At 68.3% G+C, this 18,445-nt stretch carries 24 protein-coding genes and 1 tRNA gene; 16 read left to right on the forward strand and 9 right to left on the reverse strand.

What is annotated here, in order from left to right; genetic code table 11:
• Positions 1 to 3 precede the first annotated feature (3 nt).
• Genes QQJ79_RS00375 through queC form a run of 4 tightly spaced genes read right to left on the reverse strand, consistent with a single transcriptional unit; the run spans position 4 to position 2,214 of the window.
• Positions 4 to 504 (reverse strand): GNAT family N-acetyltransferase, encoded by a 501-nt coding sequence (locus QQJ79_RS00375; protein ID WP_284219920.1) that lies wholly within the window; start codon positions 502 to 504, stop codon positions 4 to 6.
• Positions 501 to 869, reverse strand: a complete 369-nt coding sequence (locus QQJ79_RS00380; protein WP_284219921.1) for a 6-pyruvoyl trahydropterin synthase family protein — start codon at positions 867 to 869, stop codon at positions 501 to 503. The genes QQJ79_RS00375 and QQJ79_RS00380 overlap by 4 nt, the downstream gene beginning before the upstream one ends.
• On the reverse strand, positions 866 to 1,501 hold the full coding sequence (gene queE / locus QQJ79_RS00385; RefSeq protein WP_284219923.1) for a 7-carboxy-7-deazaguanine synthase: 636 nt from the start codon (positions 1,499 to 1,501) through the stop codon (positions 866 to 868). Before queE ends, QQJ79_RS00380 begins: the two co-directional genes overlap by 4 nt.
• Positions 1,498 to 2,214: a 7-cyano-7-deazaguanine synthase QueC gene (queC, locus tag QQJ79_RS00390; RefSeq protein ID WP_284219924.1), complete on the reverse strand. Its 717-nt coding sequence runs from the start codon at positions 2,212 to 2,214 to the stop codon at positions 1,498 to 1,500. The genes queE and queC overlap by 4 nt, the downstream gene beginning before the upstream one ends.
• Before the next feature lie 191 nt (positions 2,215 to 2,405).
• Between queC and QQJ79_RS00395 the strand changes: the two genes are divergently transcribed.
• From QQJ79_RS00395 to QQJ79_RS00430, 8 genes are all read left to right on the forward strand, one after another.
• Positions 2,406 to 4,046, forward strand: coding sequence for a response regulator (locus QQJ79_RS00395; protein WP_284219925.1), 1,641 nt, complete (start codon positions 2,406 to 2,408; stop codon positions 4,044 to 4,046).
• A 60-nt stretch (positions 4,047 to 4,106) separates the two neighbouring features.
• Positions 4,107 to 4,580: a PaaI family thioesterase gene (locus QQJ79_RS00400; RefSeq protein WP_284219927.1), complete on the forward strand. Its 474-nt coding sequence runs from the start codon at positions 4,107 to 4,109 to the stop codon at positions 4,578 to 4,580.
• Positions 4,577 to 4,975 (forward strand): PaaI family thioesterase, encoded by a 399-nt coding sequence (locus tag QQJ79_RS00405; RefSeq protein WP_284219929.1) that lies wholly within the window; start codon positions 4,577 to 4,579, stop codon positions 4,973 to 4,975. Before QQJ79_RS00400 ends, QQJ79_RS00405 begins: the two co-directional genes overlap by 4 nt.
• Positions 4,976 to 5,038: 63 nt before the next feature.
• Complete coding sequence (locus QQJ79_RS00410; RefSeq protein WP_284219930.1) at positions 5,039 to 5,428, forward strand: hypothetical protein; 390 nt, start codon at positions 5,039 to 5,041, stop codon at positions 5,426 to 5,428.
• A gap of 33 nt (positions 5,429 to 5,461) precedes the next feature.
• Positions 5,462 to 5,797 carry a hypothetical protein gene (locus tag QQJ79_RS00415; RefSeq protein ID WP_284219931.1) on the forward strand — a complete coding sequence of 112 codons (336 nt, stop codon included), beginning with the start codon at positions 5,462 to 5,464 and terminating at the stop codon, positions 5,795 to 5,797.
• 140 nt (positions 5,798 to 5,937) lie between these two features.
• On the forward strand, positions 5,938 to 6,315 hold the full coding sequence (locus QQJ79_RS00420; protein ID WP_284219933.1) for a hypothetical protein: 378 nt from the start codon (positions 5,938 to 5,940) through the stop codon (positions 6,313 to 6,315).
• A 42-nt stretch (positions 6,316 to 6,357) separates the two neighbouring features.
• Complete coding sequence (locus tag QQJ79_RS00425) at positions 6,358 to 6,786, forward strand: hypothetical protein (RefSeq protein WP_284219934.1); 429 nt, start codon at positions 6,358 to 6,360, stop codon at positions 6,784 to 6,786.
• A gap of 74 nt (positions 6,787 to 6,860) precedes the next feature.
• Entirely contained in the window at positions 6,861 to 7,496 is a 636-nt protein-coding gene (locus QQJ79_RS00430; RefSeq protein ID WP_284219935.1) for a S24 family peptidase, read from the forward strand.
• A gap of 91 nt (positions 7,497 to 7,587) precedes the next feature.
• Here QQJ79_RS00430 and QQJ79_RS00435 read toward each other — a convergent pair whose 3' ends face one another.
• Together QQJ79_RS00435 and QQJ79_RS00440 are read right to left on the reverse strand one after the other, a co-directional pair.
• Complete coding sequence (locus tag QQJ79_RS00435; protein WP_284219936.1) at positions 7,588 to 8,061, reverse strand: SH3 domain-containing protein; 474 nt, start codon at positions 8,059 to 8,061, stop codon at positions 7,588 to 7,590.
• A 125-nt stretch (positions 8,062 to 8,186) separates the two neighbouring features.
• The gene (locus QQJ79_RS00440; RefSeq protein WP_284219937.1) at positions 8,187 to 9,860 is read right to left on the reverse strand and encodes a lysine--tRNA ligase; all 1,674 of its coding nucleotides are present in this window, start codon (positions 9,858 to 9,860) and stop codon (positions 8,187 to 8,189) included.
• Positions 9,861 to 10,121: 261 nt separating this feature from the next.
• Here QQJ79_RS00440 and QQJ79_RS00445 point away from each other — a divergent pair, with 261 nt between their 5' ends.
• The 6 genes from QQJ79_RS00445 (at position 10,122) to tgt (ending at position 14,214) form a co-directional block, all read left to right on the forward strand.
• Positions 10,122 to 10,619 (forward strand): Hsp20/alpha crystallin family protein, encoded by a 498-nt coding sequence (locus tag QQJ79_RS00445; RefSeq protein WP_284219938.1) that lies wholly within the window; start codon positions 10,122 to 10,124, stop codon positions 10,617 to 10,619.
• A 60-nt stretch (positions 10,620 to 10,679) separates the two neighbouring features.
• Positions 10,680 to 10,982 carry a hypothetical protein gene (locus tag QQJ79_RS00450; RefSeq protein ID WP_284219940.1) on the forward strand — a complete coding sequence of 101 codons (303 nt, stop codon included), beginning with the start codon at positions 10,680 to 10,682 and terminating at the stop codon, positions 10,980 to 10,982.
• Between the two features lie 116 nt (positions 10,983 to 11,098).
• Positions 11,099 to 11,491: a hypothetical protein gene (locus tag QQJ79_RS00455; RefSeq protein ID WP_284219942.1), complete on the forward strand. Its 393-nt coding sequence runs from the start codon at positions 11,099 to 11,101 to the stop codon at positions 11,489 to 11,491.
• Positions 11,492 to 11,551: 60 nt separating this feature from the next.
• Positions 11,552 to 12,649 carry a tRNA preQ1(34) S-adenosylmethionine ribosyltransferase-isomerase QueA gene (gene queA, locus QQJ79_RS00460; RefSeq protein WP_284219943.1) on the forward strand — a complete coding sequence of 366 codons (1,098 nt, stop codon included), beginning with the start codon at positions 11,552 to 11,554 and terminating at the stop codon, positions 12,647 to 12,649.
• 121 nt (positions 12,650 to 12,770) lie between these two features.
• Positions 12,771 to 13,058: a DUF1801 domain-containing protein gene (locus QQJ79_RS00465; protein WP_284219945.1), complete on the forward strand. Its 288-nt coding sequence runs from the start codon at positions 12,771 to 12,773 to the stop codon at positions 13,056 to 13,058.
• 34 nt (positions 13,059 to 13,092) lie between these two features.
• Positions 13,093 to 14,214 carry a tRNA guanosine(34) transglycosylase Tgt gene (gene tgt / locus QQJ79_RS00470; RefSeq protein ID WP_284219947.1) on the forward strand — a complete coding sequence of 374 codons (1,122 nt, stop codon included), beginning with the start codon at positions 13,093 to 13,095 and terminating at the stop codon, positions 14,212 to 14,214.
• Here tgt and QQJ79_RS00475 read toward each other — a convergent pair.
• Positions 14,211 to 14,771 carry a hypothetical protein gene (locus QQJ79_RS00475; RefSeq protein ID WP_284219949.1) on the reverse strand — a complete coding sequence of 187 codons (561 nt, stop codon included), beginning with the start codon at positions 14,769 to 14,771 and terminating at the stop codon, positions 14,211 to 14,213. The two genes, tgt and QQJ79_RS00475, sit on opposite strands and share 4 nt — an antisense overlap.
• Before the next feature lie 270 nt (positions 14,772 to 15,041).
• Positions 15,042 to 15,118 (reverse strand) — tRNA-Lys (locus QQJ79_RS00480).
• Positions 15,119 to 15,227: 109 nt separating this feature from the next.
• Here QQJ79_RS00480 and QQJ79_RS00485 point away from each other — a divergent pair.
• Positions 15,228 to 16,310 (forward strand): CaiB/BaiF CoA transferase family protein, encoded by a 1,083-nt coding sequence (locus QQJ79_RS00485; RefSeq protein WP_284219953.1) that lies wholly within the window; start codon positions 15,228 to 15,230, stop codon positions 16,308 to 16,310.
• Positions 16,311 to 16,313: 3 nt separating this feature from the next.
• Here the strand turns inward: QQJ79_RS00485 and QQJ79_RS00490 are convergent, their stop codons facing one another.
• Positions 16,314 to 18,047 (reverse strand): ATP-binding protein, encoded by a 1,734-nt coding sequence (locus tag QQJ79_RS00490; protein WP_284219954.1) that lies wholly within the window; start codon positions 18,045 to 18,047, stop codon positions 16,314 to 16,316.
• Between the two features lie 138 nt (positions 18,048 to 18,185).
• On the opposite strand from QQJ79_RS00490, the gene QQJ79_RS00495 reads away from it, so the two are divergent.
• Entirely contained in the window at positions 18,186 to 18,443 is a 258-nt protein-coding gene (locus tag QQJ79_RS00495) for a hypothetical protein (RefSeq protein ID WP_284219956.1), read from the forward strand.
• Positions 18,444 to 18,445: the final 2 nt, after the last annotated feature.

An 18,445-nucleotide genomic window follows, 5' to 3' on the forward strand; every position in this document is an offset into this window, starting at 1 on the left:
CCATCAGGGCTCAGATGTCGGTCCAGCGTTTCCTTGGAGCCGTCGCTCCATGGCGTAGTTGTGGATCGGAACGCCTCCGATATCGAAATCCCGCCGCCGCACGACCGAATAGCCGCGCTTGAGGAAGAAGCGCCGCGCGGGCTCGCTGGCCTCGACGTGGAGCCTCGAGAGGCCGTCGTCCCGCGCGGCCTGTTCGAGCACGTCCAGCAAGGCCGTCGCCACGCCACGACCCGCCGCGGCGGGATCAGCGAACAGGAAGTCGATGTGCCCGTTGGTCTCCAGATCGACGAAGGCGGTCACGCGGCCGGCCTCATCCACGGTGACCCAGCAGCGACGGCCGTCGGCCATCTTCTCGCGAAAGCGAGCTTCGCGCGGCTCCGCGCCGATCCAGGCCTCGATCTGGGCGGGACTGTAATCCCGCCCGGCGATGGCGCGCACCGCCCGCTCGAACACAGCCGCCAGCGCCCCGGCGTCGCCGTCCCTGTACGGGCGAACGGCAGTCACAGGGTCAGGACGCAGCGTTCGTGGATGGTCGGGCGGGACACGGTGATCCGGCTCAACCCCGGCCATTCCGGCTTCAGCCGGTCGGCGAACCACAGACAGAGGTGCTCCAGCGAAGGCAGTTCCAGTCCCGCGTGCTCATTGAGCATGCCGTGATCCAGCGCCTCGGCCGCGGCCTTGAGAGCACGGTCGAGCGCGCCGAGATCGGCGACCCAGCCGTGGGCCGCGTCCAGAACCTCGCTGCGCACCGTGGCCTCGACCTGGAACGAATGGCCGTGGATGCGGCGGTAGGGACTGCCCTCCGGCTCGCTGGGGAAATGATGGGCCGCATCGAAGGTGGCGGCCTTGGTGATCTCGAAAACACTCATCTTACGCCGATGTATTTGTGGGTCTGGACGCTGAGCCGCCATTTCGGGTGGGTCAGGCAATAGTCGAGGGCCGCCGCCGTATTGGCCGCCTGGTCGGGGCCGTCCATGGGCTGAAGCCAGAAGCGCTCGAACGGCAGGTGTTCGAACCGGTCCGGCATGGCCGAGGACTGGGGAAAGACCAGTTTGAGTTCCTGCCCGGAGGTCTGGAGCACCGGCGCATCGGCCTTGGGACTGATGCAGATCCAGTCGATCCCCTCGGGCGCCGCCAGCGTGCCGTTGGATTCGATGGCGATCTCGAAGCCGCGCGCGTGCAGGGCGTCGATCAGCGGCGCGTCCAGCTGCAGCAGCGGCTCGCCGCCGGTGCAGACCACCAGCTTCGGGTCCCCTGCCCGCCCCCGCCACATCGCCGCGACGTGATCCGCGAGGGCGTCGGCGGTCGTGAACTTGCCGCCGCCATCGCCGTCCACGCCGACGAAATCGGTGTCGCAGAAGCTGCAGACCGCGGTCGCGCGATCGCGCTCCAGCCCGTTCCACAGGTTGCAGCCGGCGAAACGCAGGAAGACCGCGGGCCGTCCGGCCTGCCCCCCTTCGCCCTGCACCGTCAGGAAGACCTCCTTGGCTGAATAGGTCATGCGGCGACCCATTCGGCATGGCCCGCGGCGCGCAGTTCGCAGGCCGGGCAGTTGTCACAGCCATAGCCCCAGGGGTGGCGATGCGTCCGGTCGCCGCGATAGCAGGTGTGCGACGCCTCGACGATCAGATCGACCAGGGCCGGGCCGCCGATGCGGTCGGCGAGCGCCCAGGTTTCGGCCTTGGTCAGGGCCATCAGCGGGGTGTCGATGACGACCGGCTTGTCCAGCCCGAGGCTGAGCGCCGTGGCCATGGCCTCGATCGTATCCCGGCGGCAGTCGGGGTAACCGGAATAGTCGGTCTCGCACATGCCCCCGACCAGCACATCCAGGCCCCGGCGGTCGGCCAGGGCGGCGGCGCAGGTCAGGAAGACCAGATTGCGCCCGGGCACGAAGGTGGTCGGCAGACCCCGGGCGTCCATTTCGATGGCCCGGTCTGCAGTCAGGGCGCTGTCCGCGATCCTCCCGTACCCGGTCAGATCGACGACGTAATCCGGCCCAAGGCGGCCGGCCCATTGCGGCAGCACCGCCGCCATGCCCTCGCGAACCGCCAGCCGGGCCTCCATCTCGACGGCATGGCGCTGACCATAGTCGAAACCGACCGTCTCAACGCGAGCGTACCGCTCCAGCGCCCAGGCCAGACAGGTCGCGCTGTCCTGTCCGCCCGAGAACAGGACGAGAGCCGATTTGGCGGGTGTGGGCAGGGAATCGCTCATGACAAACCTGCGGTCGGCCGGTCGGCCGCGCGCATGGACAAGGGGGATGGGCCGCTGGATGGCGGGGCGGCCTTCTACACCAGCCCCGCAGGCAGAGCAAAAGCGGCTCAAAAATGGCGATTCCCGCCCTTAACCCTTCGGCAAACGGTTTCGGTCCAATGTTCATCGGTCCGAGTGGAGTAACGGCCGACATGCCGACCATCGAAGTCCTGACCGAACGCGCCGAGGCGGTGTCGCCCCAGACGCAGGGGAGCGACGTCTTCTCGCGCTTCGAGCGCGAACCCGACACTTTGGTGATCCCGGTCGTCGAGAACGGACGGCCCGTGGGTCTGGTCGAACGCAATGCCTTCCTGCTGAAAATCGCCAGCGCCTTCGGCCACGCCCAGTACGCCAACCGTCCGATCCTGCATGTCATGGATCCGGAACCGGCGGTGGTCGAGGCCGGCGTCAACATCGACACCTTCTGCGACATCCTGCTGAAAGGCGGTCCGGCCGCCCTGATGCGGGGCTTCATCGTCACCCGCGAGGGGCTCTATCATGGCGTCGGCACGGCCGGCTCCCTGCTGCAGGCCGTCAACGAGCTCCAGCGTCAACAGAACCTCGAGCTGGCGGAACAGGCCCGCATCCTGACCGACACCCGGACCCAGGCCCTCGCCTCGGCCCGCTCGAAGAGCCAGTTCCTGACCATCATGAGTCATGAGCTGCGCACGCCGATGAACGGCGTGCTGGCGGTGGCTGAACTGCTTCGCCGCCAGCCTCTGAACGCCCAGTCCCACGCTCACATCAACACCATCGTGGAGTCGTCCGAGACCCTGCTGCGCATTCTCCAGGACGCCCTTGACCTGTCACGCGCCGAAGCCGGCGAACTGGAGCTCCATCCGACGGCCACGCCCCTGCGCGCCCTGATGGACGACGTCCAGGCGGCCTGGGCTCCCCGGGCCTCCCAGGACAATGTGACCCTGATGGTGAGCTATGAGGGCGACACCGAACTGGCCGCCGTAGTCGATGGCGCGCGGGTGACCCAGCTGTTCAACAACCTGATCGGCAACGCGCTCAACTTCGCTCGCAACGGCGTGGTCGAGGCCGGTCTGAAAGCCGTCGCCGACGGCGACCGCATCCGCCTGGAAGCCCGTGTCCGCGACGACGGCGCCGGTATCGACGCCGATCGCATCGACGCGATCTTCGAGCCCTTCGTGCACGGCTCGGGTCAGGACGGCGCGGGTCTCGGCCTGGCCATCTGCCGCCAGATCATCGACCGGATGGGCGGCCGCATCTGGGCCGAGAACAATCCGGGCCGCGGCGCGACCTTCGCCTTCGACCTGGACGTCGAACGGACCCAGGTCGAGGCCGCCGCGACCTCCAATGTCGAGAGCCTTGGCGGCGACGGCGATCTCGCGCGCAATCCCCATATTCTGATCGTCGACGACAACGCCACCAACCGCGTGGTGGCCCAGGCCCTGTGCGAGATGTTCGGCTGCACCTCCGAAACTGCGGAGGACGGCGTCGAAGCCCTTGAGGCCGTGCAGGAGCGCCGCTTCGACCTGATCCTGATGGACATCAAGATGCCGCGCATGGACGGCGTCCAGGCGACCCAGGCGATCCGCGCCCTGCCCGGCCCGGCGCGCGACATCCCCATCGTCGCCCTGACCGCCAACGCCGATCCCGATGATGCGAAGAAATATCTCACCATCGGCATGGCCGCCGTCGTCGAGAAGCCGATCAAGCCGGAACGGCTGCGCATGGCCATGAACCTCGCGCTGGAACAGGCCGCTGCGGCCGCCGACGTCGAGATCGCTCCGGAGCGCCAGCGCAAGGGTCGCTCGGCGGCCTGAAGCTCCCGTTGAGGACGGGGCGCCCTTGCGCTCCTGTCCCGACGGACCGAGAAGCGGACGATGCAGTCTCCGATCCTCGACCTTCTTCCCCAGCTGGCCGCCGGCGCGGCCCATACTCATGCGCTGGGCTTCGTCTATGACAGTGTCGACGGCGATCGGGTCCGAATCCGTGCGCCATGGCGCGAGGACCTTGTCGGCGATCCGGACACCGGCGTGCTGTCGGGCGGTCTGGTCACCACCCTGCTGGATCATGTCGGGGGGCTGGCGGTGTGGATCGCCCTCGGGCGTTTCGAATCGATCGCGACGCTGGATCTGCGCGTCGACTATATGCGGGCGGCCGAGGCGCGGCGCGATCTGGTCGCGGAGGCGCGCTGCTACCACCTGACCCGGTCGGTCGCCTTCGTTCGGGCCTGGGCCTTCGAGGACAGTCCCGACGACCCCGTCGCCGCGGCCCAGAGCGCCTATATGCTGTCCTCGAGCCGCAGCCGTGGGCTCGGCGCCAATCTCAGGATCGCCCCGGAGGCGGGTCGATGAGCGACCTGCTGGACCGCCTGCCCTACGCCCGGTTTCTGGGCCTGACGACCGCGAGCGAGGGGCAGATCCTGACCGTCACCATGCCGTTCGACCAGAAGCTGATCGGCAACCCGATCCTGCCGGCCCTGCACGGCGGATCGACCGCCGCCTTGCTCGAGCTGACGGCCGTCGCCCAGGTCGCCGCGCTGTATCCCCGGTTGCGGCTGCCGAGACCGATCAATGTCACCGTGGCCTATCTACGCTCGGGTCGCCCGGTCGACGTCCATGCCCGCGCGCGGATCAGCAAGGCCGGACGCACCGTGGCCCACGTTCTGGCCGAGGCCTGGCAGGACGACGAGGCGCAGCCCATCGCCGCCCTCACCGCGCATTTCCTGATGGCCGAAGACGACCTTTAGTTGTTTTTGAGCGCAGCCTATGCTGGTATTTCTCCGTGACGCGAGGTCACGGAGAGGATCAACATGACCAGACTATCCGTTGGTGAAGCTCTAGCCGCCCGCCTCTACGCCGCCGAAACCGCGATCGACCAGGCCCTGATCGAAACCGCGACCCTGGCGGCGGCCCTGCCCGCAGCGCGGGCCGACGCGTGGGTGTCCGCCGTGACGGGCCAGCGAGCATTTGCAGGAACGGCGGCCACCATTAGCGCCCTGGCGGACGCGCGGGCCCACATCGTCCAGACCCACAACACCCTGACAGCCCTCGCCCGCAAGCTGGGGCTGGAAGCCCTGGCCGTCGGGCCGATGGACAAGCCGGGCGACGGCCCGCCGATCGGCGGTGGAGGCGGCGACGGCGCCGGGATCGGGCCGGACATGGTGAACAAATCACTACCAGGCGAGGCGGCGATATGTTAACGGGTTGTTCACTAGTTTCAGTGGGAGCCATTCATGACCAGGACGGAAATCATCGCCAGCGTCGCTGACGATCTGTACGCGTCCGAGCAAGCGCTCGACGCCGCCATCGCTCGCGCCACCACCTTGGTGCAGTCGATGATCGCCTCGCGCGCCAGCCTGAACGTTTCGGCCGTCGCCGGCGCTGAAGCGCAGGCCAAGGCTCTCGAGGCCATCGCCAGCCTCGGCGTCGCCCGTCAGGCCATGGTCGCCTGCCACGAACAACTGGCGAAGGATCACCGCCGTCTGGGCTTCGGTGCCTTCGCCGGTCCGTTCGAGGACAAGCCCGAGAAGCCGCCGACCACGGGCGAGCGCCTCCTCCGCGCTGTATAATTCGAGGTAATGTCAGCGACCGGTCATTTCCCCGGCTGCTGGCTTCAGGCATTATCGCCTCCACGCTGATTGGCCGTGGGGGCGATTCTGTGCTTGAGACTATCTATTCACAGGTAGGCGCCGCGATTGCGATACTCGTTGTGATCTTCGCCTTCACGAAGGGCGACGAGCCCGAACGCCTCGCAAGCGCAGCTTTCGGACTGGTCATTCTGGTCGGAATGGTCGTCCCGATCAGCCGCCACACCGGTGGTACGCGATGGGGACTGATGAGCCTCGACGTCCTCTTGCTGGCCGTTCTCTGCGGTCTCGCCTGGCACAGCCGCCGGGGCTGGCTGGTCTGGGCCTCTGCCTTCCAGAGCCTGATCGTCACCGGCCACATCCTTGTGCTGGCTGAGCTGCGCCCGCCGGGCCACGCCCTCGCCACCGTCAACAACATGTCCAACTACGGCCTTCTTATCGCGCTCGCCGTCGGCACCTTCTGGGCATGGCAGGAACGCCGCGCGGCCGGACTCAAGTAGGCCGGTCTGCCTGATCGAAGCCGTCAGCGAGAGACGAAGCGATTGTTTGACACCCTGCAGACCCAGATCGGGGCCGCGATCACAGTCGTGGTCATCGCGTTCGCCTTTCTGAAGGGCGACGAACCAGAGCGGGTCGGCGGCGGCGCCTATGTGCTGGCCTGGTTCGCCAGCTTGCTGATGCAGGACGACGGCGGCGGAGGCGGCGTCTCCTGGGGGCTTACCGCCACGGATATCGTGCTGCTTTGCGTCTATGCGGCGCTGGCCTGGAAATCCAGGCGGGCCTGGCCGGTCTGGGCTTCAGGCCTGCAGTCCCTGATTGTCATGAGCCACCTTCTGACCTTCGTCGATATCCGCCCGCCTCTCATGGCCTTCTATGCGGTGATCAACGTGTCGAGCTACGGCATCCTTCTGGTCATCGCCATCGGCACGTTCCAGGCTTGGCGCGAACGACAGGCTGCTGGCCTGGAATGATCCAGGGGCGTTGAGCTCTCAGGCTTTTATTCCTAGACTGCCGCTGAATCGGCCCTCCGGCCGCGGCGAACCCCATGCCCCTGTCCCATGCCCAGCTCTGGAAGGCGATCGATGCACTCGCCCGGCAGGAGGGGCTCAGCGTCTCGGCCCTGGCCAAACGGGCCGGTCTGGACGCCACCAGTTTCAACCCGTCCAAACGGTTCGGGCCGGGCGAGCCGGCGCGGCCACGATGGCCCTCGACGGAAAGCCTGATCCGGATCCTGTCGGCGACGGGCCTGTCGCTCGGCGAGTTCGCGGCCCTGGCCCGGGATGCGGCGGAACGGCCCTCGACCGTGCCCATGCTGGGCATGGCCCAGGCGGGACAGAACGGCTTCTTCGACGATGCAGGCCTGCCGGTCGGCGACGGCTGGGAACAGACCGACCTGCCCCGCCCCAGGGACAGTTTGCTGAGCCTGCGCATCGTCGGCGACTCCATGGCCCCGCTGTATCGCGAGGGCGACCGGGTCATCGTCGACCGGGAGGCGACCGAGGTTCGCAAGGGCGACCGGGTGGTGGTGCGCACCACAGGCGGCGAGACCCTGGCGAAGGAGGTCGCGGCCCTGACGGCGGGGGTTGTCACCCTCGTCTCGGTCAATCCGGCCTATCCGCCGCGCACGGTGCACCGGGGCGACATCGTCTGGATAGGCCGAATCCTCTGGGTCAGCCAATAGGCCTCGGCCGCGGTCAGGCAGAGAGCGATGCGCCAAAGAAAAGACCGCCCCTTCCGGAGCGGCCTCTTCATTTCGCGGTGGTGCGACGCGCCTAGTTGGCGGCGACGTAGCGGGCGTTGACCCAGCCCCCGCCGGCGATCTGGACCCATTCGCCCTGCGAACCGATGGCGCTGAAGGGCTGGCCGGCGCGCAGTGTGCCGGACTGGCGATAGTTGGTGCCGGGACCCGAGCGGATGCGCAGGTTCGAGGTGGCGCGATAGGCGCCGCCCGAACTGGCGCTGGTGGCGCGGGCCCGTTGCTGGTTGCAGCCGATGTAGGAACCGGCGGCTGCGCCGGCGCCCGCGCCGACCACGGCGCCGAGGGTGCGTTCATTGTCCGACACCTGGCTGCCGGCCAGGGCGCCGAGCACGCCGCCGATCACGGCGCCGGCGCGTTGGCGTCCGCCGGGGGCATCGCAGTTGGTGACGCCGTTGGCCTGCTGGGCCATCGAGACGGTCGGGACCGCCGTAACCAGCGCGGCCAGGGCGGCGGCGGTGGCCAGGGTGGTGTTCATGATCTTCGACATGGCTCTCTCCATTTCATCGAGGTTGGTCGATGGCAGGGAGAATGCACGACCGCGGATGAAGGCTCCCGGAGCCGCGTCGTTATGTTCGGTTCATCTACGTTAGCGAGCCCAGCGCCGCCTTATTGTCACGCTTCGGCCAGTCGCCCGTTGGCGCCGGCCTCGATCAGCTCAATCGTCTCCGGGAGGCCGTAGATGGCGGCGAACGAGCCGAACCGCGGACCCTGGGATGCGCCCAGCAGCACCTCGTAGAGCGCTCCGAACCAGGAACGCAGCGGTTCGAAGGCGTGGTCCTTGCCGACGGCGTAGACCTCGGTCTGGATCAGCTCGCCGTCGGTCGTATCGGCCGGCAGGGCCTTCAGCCGCGCCGCGAGGTCGAGCAGGGCCGCCTTCTCCCTGTCGTCCGGCGCGCGATACGACTTCGTCGGCTTCACGAAGTCCTCGTAATAGTTCAGCGCATGGCCCATCAGCCGGTCGAGCAACGGCTCGCTGGCCGGGGTCGCGTCCGGCAGATATTTGGCGAAATAGGCCCACAGCTGGTCCTTGTTCGACGCATTGGCCACGGCGACGAGGTTCAGCAACAGGGCGAAGGACACCGGCGAGGTGTGCGTCGGCGGCGATCCGGCGTGGATCGACCAGACGGCGTTGTCGATCCGCTTGGCCGGCTCCTGCGTCTTGTACGCCTCGATGAAGGCCAGATAGTCGTCGATGGCCCGCGGGATGACGTTGAAATGCAGGCTCTTGGCCGATTTCGGCGACTGGAACATGTACCAGCTCAGCGACTCCGGCGTGCCGTAGCGCAGCCATTCGTCCATGGTCAGGCCATTGCCTTTGGACTTGGAGATCTTCTTCCCCTCGACGTCGAGGAAAAGCTCGTAGTTGAACCCCTCGGGCGGCGCGCCGCCCAGGGCGCGGCAGACCTTGGAGCTTTCGCGCACGCTCTCGATCAGGTCCTTGCCCGACATCTCATAGTCGACGTCCAGCGCCGTCCAGCGCATGGCCCAGTCGGGCTTCCACTGCAGCTTCACATGACCGCCCGTGACCGGAACCTCGGTGCGGCCGCCGGCGGGGTCGTCGAAGACGATGGTCCCCTTCTCCACGTCCCGCTCCAGCGTCGGCACCTGCAGCACATGGCCGGTGACGGGGCTGATGGGCAGGAAGGGCGAATAGGTTTCACGGCGCTCGGGGCCCAGCGTCGGCAGCATGATGGCCTGCACGGCGTCGAACCGCTCCAGCAGGGTCAGCAGGGTCGCGTCGAAGCGGCCGGATTTGTACTGTTCCGTCGACGACAGGAATTCGTACTCAAAGCCGAAGCCGTCGAGGAAGGCGCGCAGGCGGGCGTTGTTGTGGGCGCCGAAGCTGTCGTGCGTCCCGAACGGATCGCGCACCACGGTCAGCGGCTTGTGCAGATCCTCGGCCAGCATCTCCGGATTGGGAATGCCCTCCGGAACCTTGCGTAGCCCGTCCATGTCGTCCGAGAAGGCGATCAGCCGCGTCGGCCAGTGGTCGCCGGTCAGGGCGCGGAAGGCGTTGCGCACCATGGTCGTGCGCGCCACCTCGCCGAAGGTGCCCATATGCGGCAGGCCGGACGGACCGTAACCGGTCTCGAAGATGACAGGCTTCTGCAAGGCTTCGAAGGTCGCCAGCGCCTCATCCGCCTTGCCGGCGTCGATCAGCAGCTTCGCTGCATTCCGCTCGGCGTCGCTGAGCCGCTTCTTCAGCACATGGGCCAGAAGATTGCGGGCCTGTTCGAACGGCCAGGATTTGGCCTCGCGCGCGAGGGGTTCGAGGGAGTGCAGCATGGCAGGGGTTTGGCGCGTCGGATCGCGGGGGTCAATGCAGACGGCAGGCGCTGACTGCGACGAATTTTTTCGTTTCCGGCCGCCCTTCACCCCTTGCAGCCGCCGGAGTCGACTCCAGATTCCGCATCGCCGGGCCCGGAGTCCGGCCGTCCCGGCCGGGACGTCCTCATGATCAACCGTCAACCGGGCGGGGTGAACTGGGGAGCGGGTCGGTCCCGCCACGCTCATCCTGCCCACAGCAAAGGAGCTTGCGAGATGAACGTGCGCGATCTTGTCCCCTGGGGTCGGAATGATCGCGACCTCTCCCCGTCGGCCGGAAACGATCCGACCAACCCTGTCCTGACGCTTCATCGCGAGATGAACCGGATGTTCGATGATGTGTTTCGCGGCTTCGACACGCCCTTCGGCGCGATGTCGCGGGTCTACGGGCCCACGCTCGATATCGATGAGACCGATACCGAATACCGCATCACCGCGGAACTGGCCGGTCTGGGCAGGGACGATGTCGAGATCGTCTTCAACGACGGCGTCCTGAGCATCCGCGGCGAAAAACAGAGCGAGAAGCGCGAGGGCCGCGGCATCAGCGAGCGCTGGTTCGGACGCTTCGAACGGCGGGTGTCCCTGCCCGACGCCGACGAAAGCGGGGCCAGGGCCGACTTCCGTGACGGCCTGCTCACCGTCAGCCTGCCGAAGACCCAACGCGCCCGCGAGAAGGTGCACCGCATTCCGATCAACGACCCCTCGGCCACCACGCATTGAGCGGCCGCGGACCGACGGCGCGGGGCCCGGCTCCGCGCCGCCCTTCCCGGACAGACACCCATGGAACGCATCGTCGTCGAACCCCTGGCGGGCGGCTGGGCCGTGCGCGCCCCCGGGCTGGAGAATCTGATGGTCTTCCGCTCCGGCGGAGCCGCGGAGCGGGCGGGCCGGGAGCTGGCCCTCCGTCTGGCGTCAGCCGGCCAGGCCGCTGACCTTCATCTGCGTCTGAGGGACGGAACGACTGGGGCCCGGTTCGTCTGCCTGCCCCCGACCGAACAGGACCCTGATACGCTGTTGGTCGAGGTCCGGCCTCCGCCCCCGTGTCGCCGGTCTCCGAACGAGGTCGAACCGGCCCTCGCCTGATCCCGCTCGCGGACCACGATGAACGGCGGGCGAGCGAGGGCCACAAGGGATGCCACGATCAGCGAATCGGCCCTTGTTGCTCGCGGCCGACGCCTTTTGGGGATGGGGGGGTATCGATGCCGGTGACCATTGAGAGCGACAGCCGGAAGAAGCGCGTCCAGGTGACCGTGGACGTCGATGTGCGGGGTCCGGCGTTCGAACGGGCCATCGAGGCGGCGCTGGACCGCACGCCGGCCCTGAGCGAATGGGACTGGATCATCGACGATCACGCCGGCGTCGACGACATCGGGGTCGAGGGCACGGCCCGCATCGCCGGCTTCTACGCCCGTCACGCTCCCGAACCGACCCGCGACAGCTACACCGTCATCGTCACCAGCGACCGCCATTTCGCACCTTGGGGCCGGGTCATGGACCTGCATTTCCGCAGGCGAACCCACCTCGCCGCGCCGACGGTCGAGGCCGCGCACGCCCTGCTGGACCAGCGGGCGGACGGGGCCGGAGCGCCCTGAGGCCCGCGCGATTGCGCCTCCCTTGACCGCGCACCCGGGTCATGGCCTTTGCGCCGCCTGATGAAGACCGCCGATTTCGACTTCGAGCTGCCAGACGACCACATCGCGCTCCGCCCCGCTGAGCCGCGCGATTCCGCGCGCCTGCTGGTGGTGCGGGACGGCGGGCTGGAGGACCGGATCATCCGCGATCTGCCCGACTTCCTGCGCCCCGGCGACGCCCTGGTGTTCAACGACACGCGGGTGATCCCGGCGCGACTGTCCGGTGTCCGCGAGCGGGCCGGACCGGAGGGCGAGACCCTGACCGTCGCCGTCGAGGCCACCCTGCATCACCGCGACGCCCCCGACGTCTGGTCCGCCTTCATGAAGCCGGGCAAGCGGATCAAGCTTGGCGACCGCATCCGCTTCGGCGTGGAGGCCGACGGGGCCTGCCTGCTCGGTCGGCTCGACGCCACGGTGGTCGACAAGGGCGAGGATGGGCTCGTGACCCTGCGGTTCGACCTGGCCGGGCCCGCGCTCGACGAGGCCATCCGGGACGTGGGGGTGATGCCCCTGCCCCCCTATATCGCCGCCAAACGGGCCGAGGACGACCGCGACCGCTCGGACTACCAGACCCTGTTCGCCAAATGGGACGGCTCGGTCGCCGCGCCGACGGCGGGGCTGCATTTCACCCCGGGCCTGATGGCGGCGATCGAAGCGAAGGGCGTCTCGACCCATGCCGTCACCCTGCACGTCGGAGCAGGCACCTTCCTGCCGGTCAAGGCCGACGACACGGCCGACCACAGGATGCACAGCGAATGGGGCGAGGTATCGCCTGAAACCGCCGACGCCCTGAACGCCGTTCGCGCGTCCGGCGGCCGCATCGTCTGCGTCGGCACCACCTCCCTGCGCCTGCTGGAGAGCGCCACGACGCCGGAGGGCGAGGTCCGGCCCTTCCACGGCGACACGGCCATCTTCATCACCCCCGGCTACGCTTTCCGCGCCACTGATGTGCTGATGACCAATTTCCACCTCCCGAAATCGACTCTGTTCATGCTCGTCAGCGCCTTTGCCGGGCTGGAGACGATGAAGGCCGCCTACGCCCATGCGGTCAAGGACGGCTACCGCTTCTATTCCTACGGGGACGGGTCCCTGCTGTTCCGCTCCCCCGCAGTCCGGTAGGTTCGGGGCGATGACGCAGATTTTTCGGCTTCCCTCCGCCGCCCGCCGAGACCCGGACGTCGACGCCTGGTTCACGTCGGGGGACGAAATCCGGCGCCTGGCGGAGCCGTGGTTCGCACGGATGCGAGCGTGCGGACCGGACGTTCGGGAGGTCATGCACGACGGCTATCCCACAGCCTGTGTCGGCGACGCCGCGTTCGGATACGTCGGCGCCTTCAAGGCCCACGCGAATGTGGGCTTCTTTTACGGCGCGTCCCTGGACGATCCTGCGGGCCTGCTGGAGGGATCCGGAAAGCGGATGCGGCACGTGAAGTTGCGCCGGGGTCAACCCGTCGACGCCGTGGGGCTTGAGACCCTGATAACGGCGGCCTGGCGGGATATTCAGGGCCGCCTCGACTTCCCCGACTGAGCCTTGCCCGGTTCATAACCCCTGCGAGGCTCCCTTGCCCTTCCCGTTTGATATCCAGAATACCGAAGGCCGCGCCCGCACGGGCGTGCTGAGGACGCCGCGCGGCGACATCCGCACGCCGGCCTTCATGCCGGTCGGCACCGCCGCCACGGTCAAGGCCATGACGGTCGACCAGGTCGCCCAGACCGGCGCCGACATCATCCTCGGCAACACCTATCACCTGATGCTGCGGCCCGGTCCCGAGCGGATGGAGCGGCTGGGCGGGCTGCACAAATTCATGGGCTGGAACAAACCGATCCTGACCGACAGCGGCGGCTTCCAGGTCATGTCCCTGGCCGGCATATCGAAGGTGAAGGAGGAGGCCGTGACCTTCGCCAGCCATATCGACGGCTCGAAACACGTCCTGACGCCCGAACGCTCGATCGAGATCCAGGCCGACCGGATCGGGGCCGACATCTCCATGCAGCTGGACCAGTGCGTCTCATGGCCCGCCGAGGAGCCCGCCGCCCGCGCCGCCATGGAACTGTCAGCCCGCTGGGGCGCGCGCTCCAAGGCCGCCTTCGGGACCCGCGAGACCCAGGCCCTGTTCGGCATCCAGCAGGGCTCGACCTTCGAAAATCTGCGCCGCGAGTCGTCGGACCGGCTGCAGGAGATCGGTTTCGACGGCTACGCCATCGGCGGCCTCGCCGTCGGCGAGGGCCATCAGGCCATGTGCGAAGTGCTGGACTACGCCCCGGACATGCTGCCCGCCGACCGGCCGCGCTATCTGATGGGGGTCGGCAAGCCGGTCGATCTGGTCGAGGCGGTGTATCGCGGCGTCGACATGTTCGACTGCGTCCTGCCCACCCGGGCCGGCCGCCACGGCCAGGCCTGGACCTGGGCGGGGCCGATCAACCTCAAGAACGCCCGTTTCGCCGAGGATCAGGATCCGCTGGAGCCGGACGTCCCCTGCCCGGCCTCGCAGGCCTATTCGAAGGCCTATCTGCACCACCTCGTGCGAGCCGACGAAATCCTCGGCAAGGTGCTGCTGAGCTGGCACAACATCGCCTTCTTCCAGGCCCTGACGGCGGCCATGCGCGAGGCGATCGCCGCGGGCCGGTTCGAGGCCTTCCGCCGCGACTTCCACGCCCGGCACACATCCAACAACCAGGGCTAGCGTTGGCTGCGGCCCCGCGGCCTGAACCAGGCCGGCGCGGCGGGCGGGGCGCAGTTGCGCTGCATGCCCACGCCTTTCAGAAAGGCCCGGCGCATCCGGCCGGCCTGGATGGCGGACTGGACATGGCGGCTGTGCTGTTCGGCCCCCGACAGGCGACGGATCCAGCTTCGGCCCGGAATGAAGTCGGTCGCGGCGTCGCGGATGCCATCCAGCGCCGCCGCCGCCGCCGCATCCGCCGCCCGCTCGCTGAGGAAGGACCCGTCCGGAGGCGGCGGCTCGTCGGTGTCGGGCCCCAGGGCCTCGTCCAATCGGGCGATCTCCGCCCCGATGGTGGCGCACTGGTTCAGATTGCGCAGGTCATAGGGATTGGCCTCGGCCTGCAGCAGCACCGTCGGGATGTGCTGACGGCGCAGGTTGAGGTCGTCCAGAGGCGCGGTGGCCGCCGAGCCGAGGCCGGCTCCGAACTGGCGCGCCCCGTCCATCGCCGATCGCCCGGCGTTGCAGGCCGCCAGCGGCAGAACGAGAACGACGACAAGGGCTAAGGCGGGAACGCGCATAGCCCTTTGAACCACGCCCCGGCTCCCGCTGAAAGCGCCGCGTCGGCGTCGACGCCAAGCTTCACCATATTCCGGTTGGCGGTCGAGCAAATGCAGGTAGTATCCGCCCTCATGTTCCAGCTGTTCACTACCTGGATGACGCAGCTGCGCTGCCAGCACCGCTATCGCTACAGCCGTAGCAAGCCGGGGACTCTTGTGTGCAAGAACTGCCGCAAGCGGAAACCCAAGCCGAGGGCCTGAATTCGTCGCCTCCGGCTGTCCGACAGGAGTTGGTACGCCCTCTCGGGCTCGAACCGAGGACCCTCTGATTAAAAGTCAGATGCTCTAACCAACTGAGCTAAGGGCGCATACCACGCCGGTCGCGTTCGCGAGCCAGCGACGCGCCTTCTGTTGCAAACCGTCGCCGGGGTCAAGGGCTGGCTCGACGAGCGGCGAGCCGAAGGCTAGGCAAGACCCATGAAACCGCTGTCCGGCCTGCGCATCCTTGAGTTCGACGGTCTGGGTCCTGTCACCTTCGCAGCCATGGCGCTGGCCGACCTGGGAGCGGACGTCCTGCGCCTGAGCCGTAGCGCCGATGCGGGCGCTCCGGTGTTCAGCGAGGTCGGCGGGGCGGTGCTGCACCGTGGACGGGCCGCTGTCAGCGTCAATCTGAAGGAACCCGGCGACCTGGCGGGCGTGCTGGAGCTTATCGGGGCGGCGGACGCGCTGATCGAGGGGTTTCGGCCCGGCGTCATGGAGCGGCTGGGCCTCGGGCCGGATGTCTGCGCCGGGCGCAATGCGAGGCTGGTGTACGGCCGCATCACCGGCTGGGGTCAGACCGGGCCGATGGCGCGACAGGTGGGTCACGACATCAACTACATCGCGCTCAGCGGGGCGCTCCACGCCATGGGAGAGCCCGACCGGCCGCCGCGGCCGCCGCTGAATCTGGTCGGCGACTACGCCGGGGGCGCGATGATGCTGGTCACCGGCGTGCTGGCCGCCCTGCTGGAGGCCAAGACCACGGGCAAGGGCCGGGTGGTGGACGCCGCCATGACCGACGGGTCGGCGCTGCTGATGAGCCTGTTCCAGGCGTTGGGCGCTCGCGGTCTGTGGAGCGAGGCGCGCGGGGCCAATCTGCTCGACGGAGGCGCGCCCTTCTATCGCTGCTACGCCTGCAGGGACGGACGCTTCGTCGCCGTGGGCGCGCTGGAGCCGCAGTTCTATGCCGTCCTGATCGCCGGGCTCGGGCTCGCGCCGGAAGCGGCGCAGCAATTCGACCTCGCCGGCTGGCCCGCGCTGCACGCGCGGTTCGAGGCGATCTTCGCCACCCGCGACCGCGACGACTGGGCAGCGCATTTCGGGAACACGGACGCCTGCGTCACGCCGGTTCTGACCCTGGCCGAAGCGGCCCGGCATCCGCACAATGCGGCCCGCGGGACCTTCGTCCAACAAGGGGTGGTCCAGGCCGCGCCCGCGCCGCGATTCGACGGAACGCCCGCGGAGCCGGTGGCCGAGAGGCCGGCGATGTCGCTGGATGAAGCGCGAAGCCGCTGGCGCTGAAGCTCAGGCGACCGCTGCCTCCGCCTCCGGTCCCTTGACGGCGCACGCCTCGGCCAGGGTCGTGGCCAGGATGACCGGGTCGATCGGCTTGGTGAGGTAGGCGTGGACGCCGGCCGCATCCCAGGCGGCGCGATGCACATCGAGCGCATTGGCCGTCAGGGCGATCACCGGCGTCGCGCCGTTCACCTCGCCCGCCCGGATCCGGCGCGTGGCCTCCAGCCCGTCCATGACCGGCATCTGCATATCCATCAGTATGGCGTCGAATCGCTGGCCCGACGCCGCCTCCAGAGCCTCGGCGCCGTTTTCGACCAGGGTCAGGCGGCAGCCGTGCGGCTCCAGCAGCAACTGCAGGATGCGGCGGTTCACTTCGTGATCGTCGGCGGCGAGAACCGACCGGCCCGCGAGGGACCCGCTCGCTTCCATGGGTCGGACCGGCTGGGCCGCCGCGCCTTCGATCGCCGTCACCGGCAGGCTGAGGACAAAGGTCGAGCCTTCGCCGTCGATGCTCTCCACGGTCAGGGATCCGCCCATCAACTCCGCCAGCTTGCGGCTGATCGCCAGGCCCAGGCCCGTGCCGCCGTAGCGCCGGGTGGTGCCGACGTCGGCCTGTTCGAAACTGTTGAAGATCTGGCCCAGCCGGTCCGCGGGAATGCCGCAGCCGGTGTCGGCGACCGCCATGTTCAGCCGTCCGTCCGTCCAGCTGACTGAAATCCCTATCTCGCCGTCCCGGGTGAACTTGACGGCGTTGGACATCAGGTTGAACAAAATCTGCTGCACCCGCAGCGGATCGGTCCGCACGGCGCGGGGCACATCCGGCGCGATCCGCACCTTCAGCCGGACGCCGTTGGACAGGGCGCGCGGCTCCCACAGGCGAACGACCGTCGACAGGCGGTCGCGCACGATCATGTCGGCGCTTTCCAGCTCCATCTTGCCGGCCTCGATCTTGGAGAAGTCGAGCACGTCGTTGAGCAGGCCCATCAGCACGTCGCCGGCGTCGATCAGCATCGAGACATGCTCGCGCTGCTGGCTGTCGAGCCGGGTGCGGCGCAGGAGATTGGCGGCGGAGATCACCGCATTCATCGGCGTCCGAATCTCGTGGCTGACCACGGCGAGGAAATCCGACTTGGCCGCATTGGCCACCTCGGCCTTGCGGCGCGCGCTCTTCTCGGCGTCGCGAGCGGTCTGGAGCGCCCCGGTGGTCGAATTGCTCTGCCGCACGGCGACGACCAGGTGGCTCATGTACAGCAGACAGCCGATGGCGATCAGCAGTTCGTGCCAGTTCTGTGTCGCGACGGCGCTGAACACCGGCAGGCCGAAGAAATAGGTCGCATGGGGCGACACCGCCGAGATCAGGAGCGGCCGCGCGTGGTGCATATGCAGGCTGACGTGCAACAGGCCGCCGGCGCACTGGACCATGGCGAACAGCCGCCCGACTTCGCCGCCCTGGAACCACATGAAGGCGCTGATCGCCGCATAGACGGCGACGCTGAGCACGGTGGTGGCGCAGCACAGCACCAGATAGGCCCGGTCCGGCTCCCGATCCGGATCGCGTCGGAACCGGCTGAACACCGCCCAGTCCAGGGCCTGGGTGAGCAAGACCGCTGCGAACCAGATCAGAGGCCAGATCGAGGGCACGATGAACCAGGCCGTGCAGCCGATAAACGCCGCCAGCGCGATGCGGGTCTTGAGCTCGCGGCGTCGCACCTGCGACACCATCGCGTAGGCCGTGGCAGTCATTCGCCCCCTCCGGGCCCCGTATTACGCCAAATTCTGAAAGGATTGGTTGCCGGGCGTGGTGACCAGACGCGCGTTCGGGGCTATGGAACAGGCGAGCCGGCCACACGTTGGAAGGCAGTTCCGGGGGAGACGCCGCTGATGAAACGCCTGATCGCCATTCTGACCCTTTCGACCGCCTTCGGCCTCGCCGCCTGCGAGGATTCGAACGACTATGAGTCGGAGACCGCCGAGGCGCCGATGGAGGCGCCGGTCGCCCCCCCTGCGGAAGACGCCGGCGTTCCGGTTGCGGCCCCCAGCGCTGCCGATGCGCCGCCCGCTGATTCGACCACCATGCCCCCCGAAAAGCGGTCGTCCGAGGAATCGGTCCAGCCCGAAAGCGAAACCCTCTTCTATTGATC

The organism is Brevundimonas denitrificans (assembly GCF_030160755.1).
GTDB classification, from domain to species: domain Bacteria; phylum Pseudomonadota; class Alphaproteobacteria; order Caulobacterales; family Caulobacteraceae; genus Brevundimonas; species Brevundimonas denitrificans.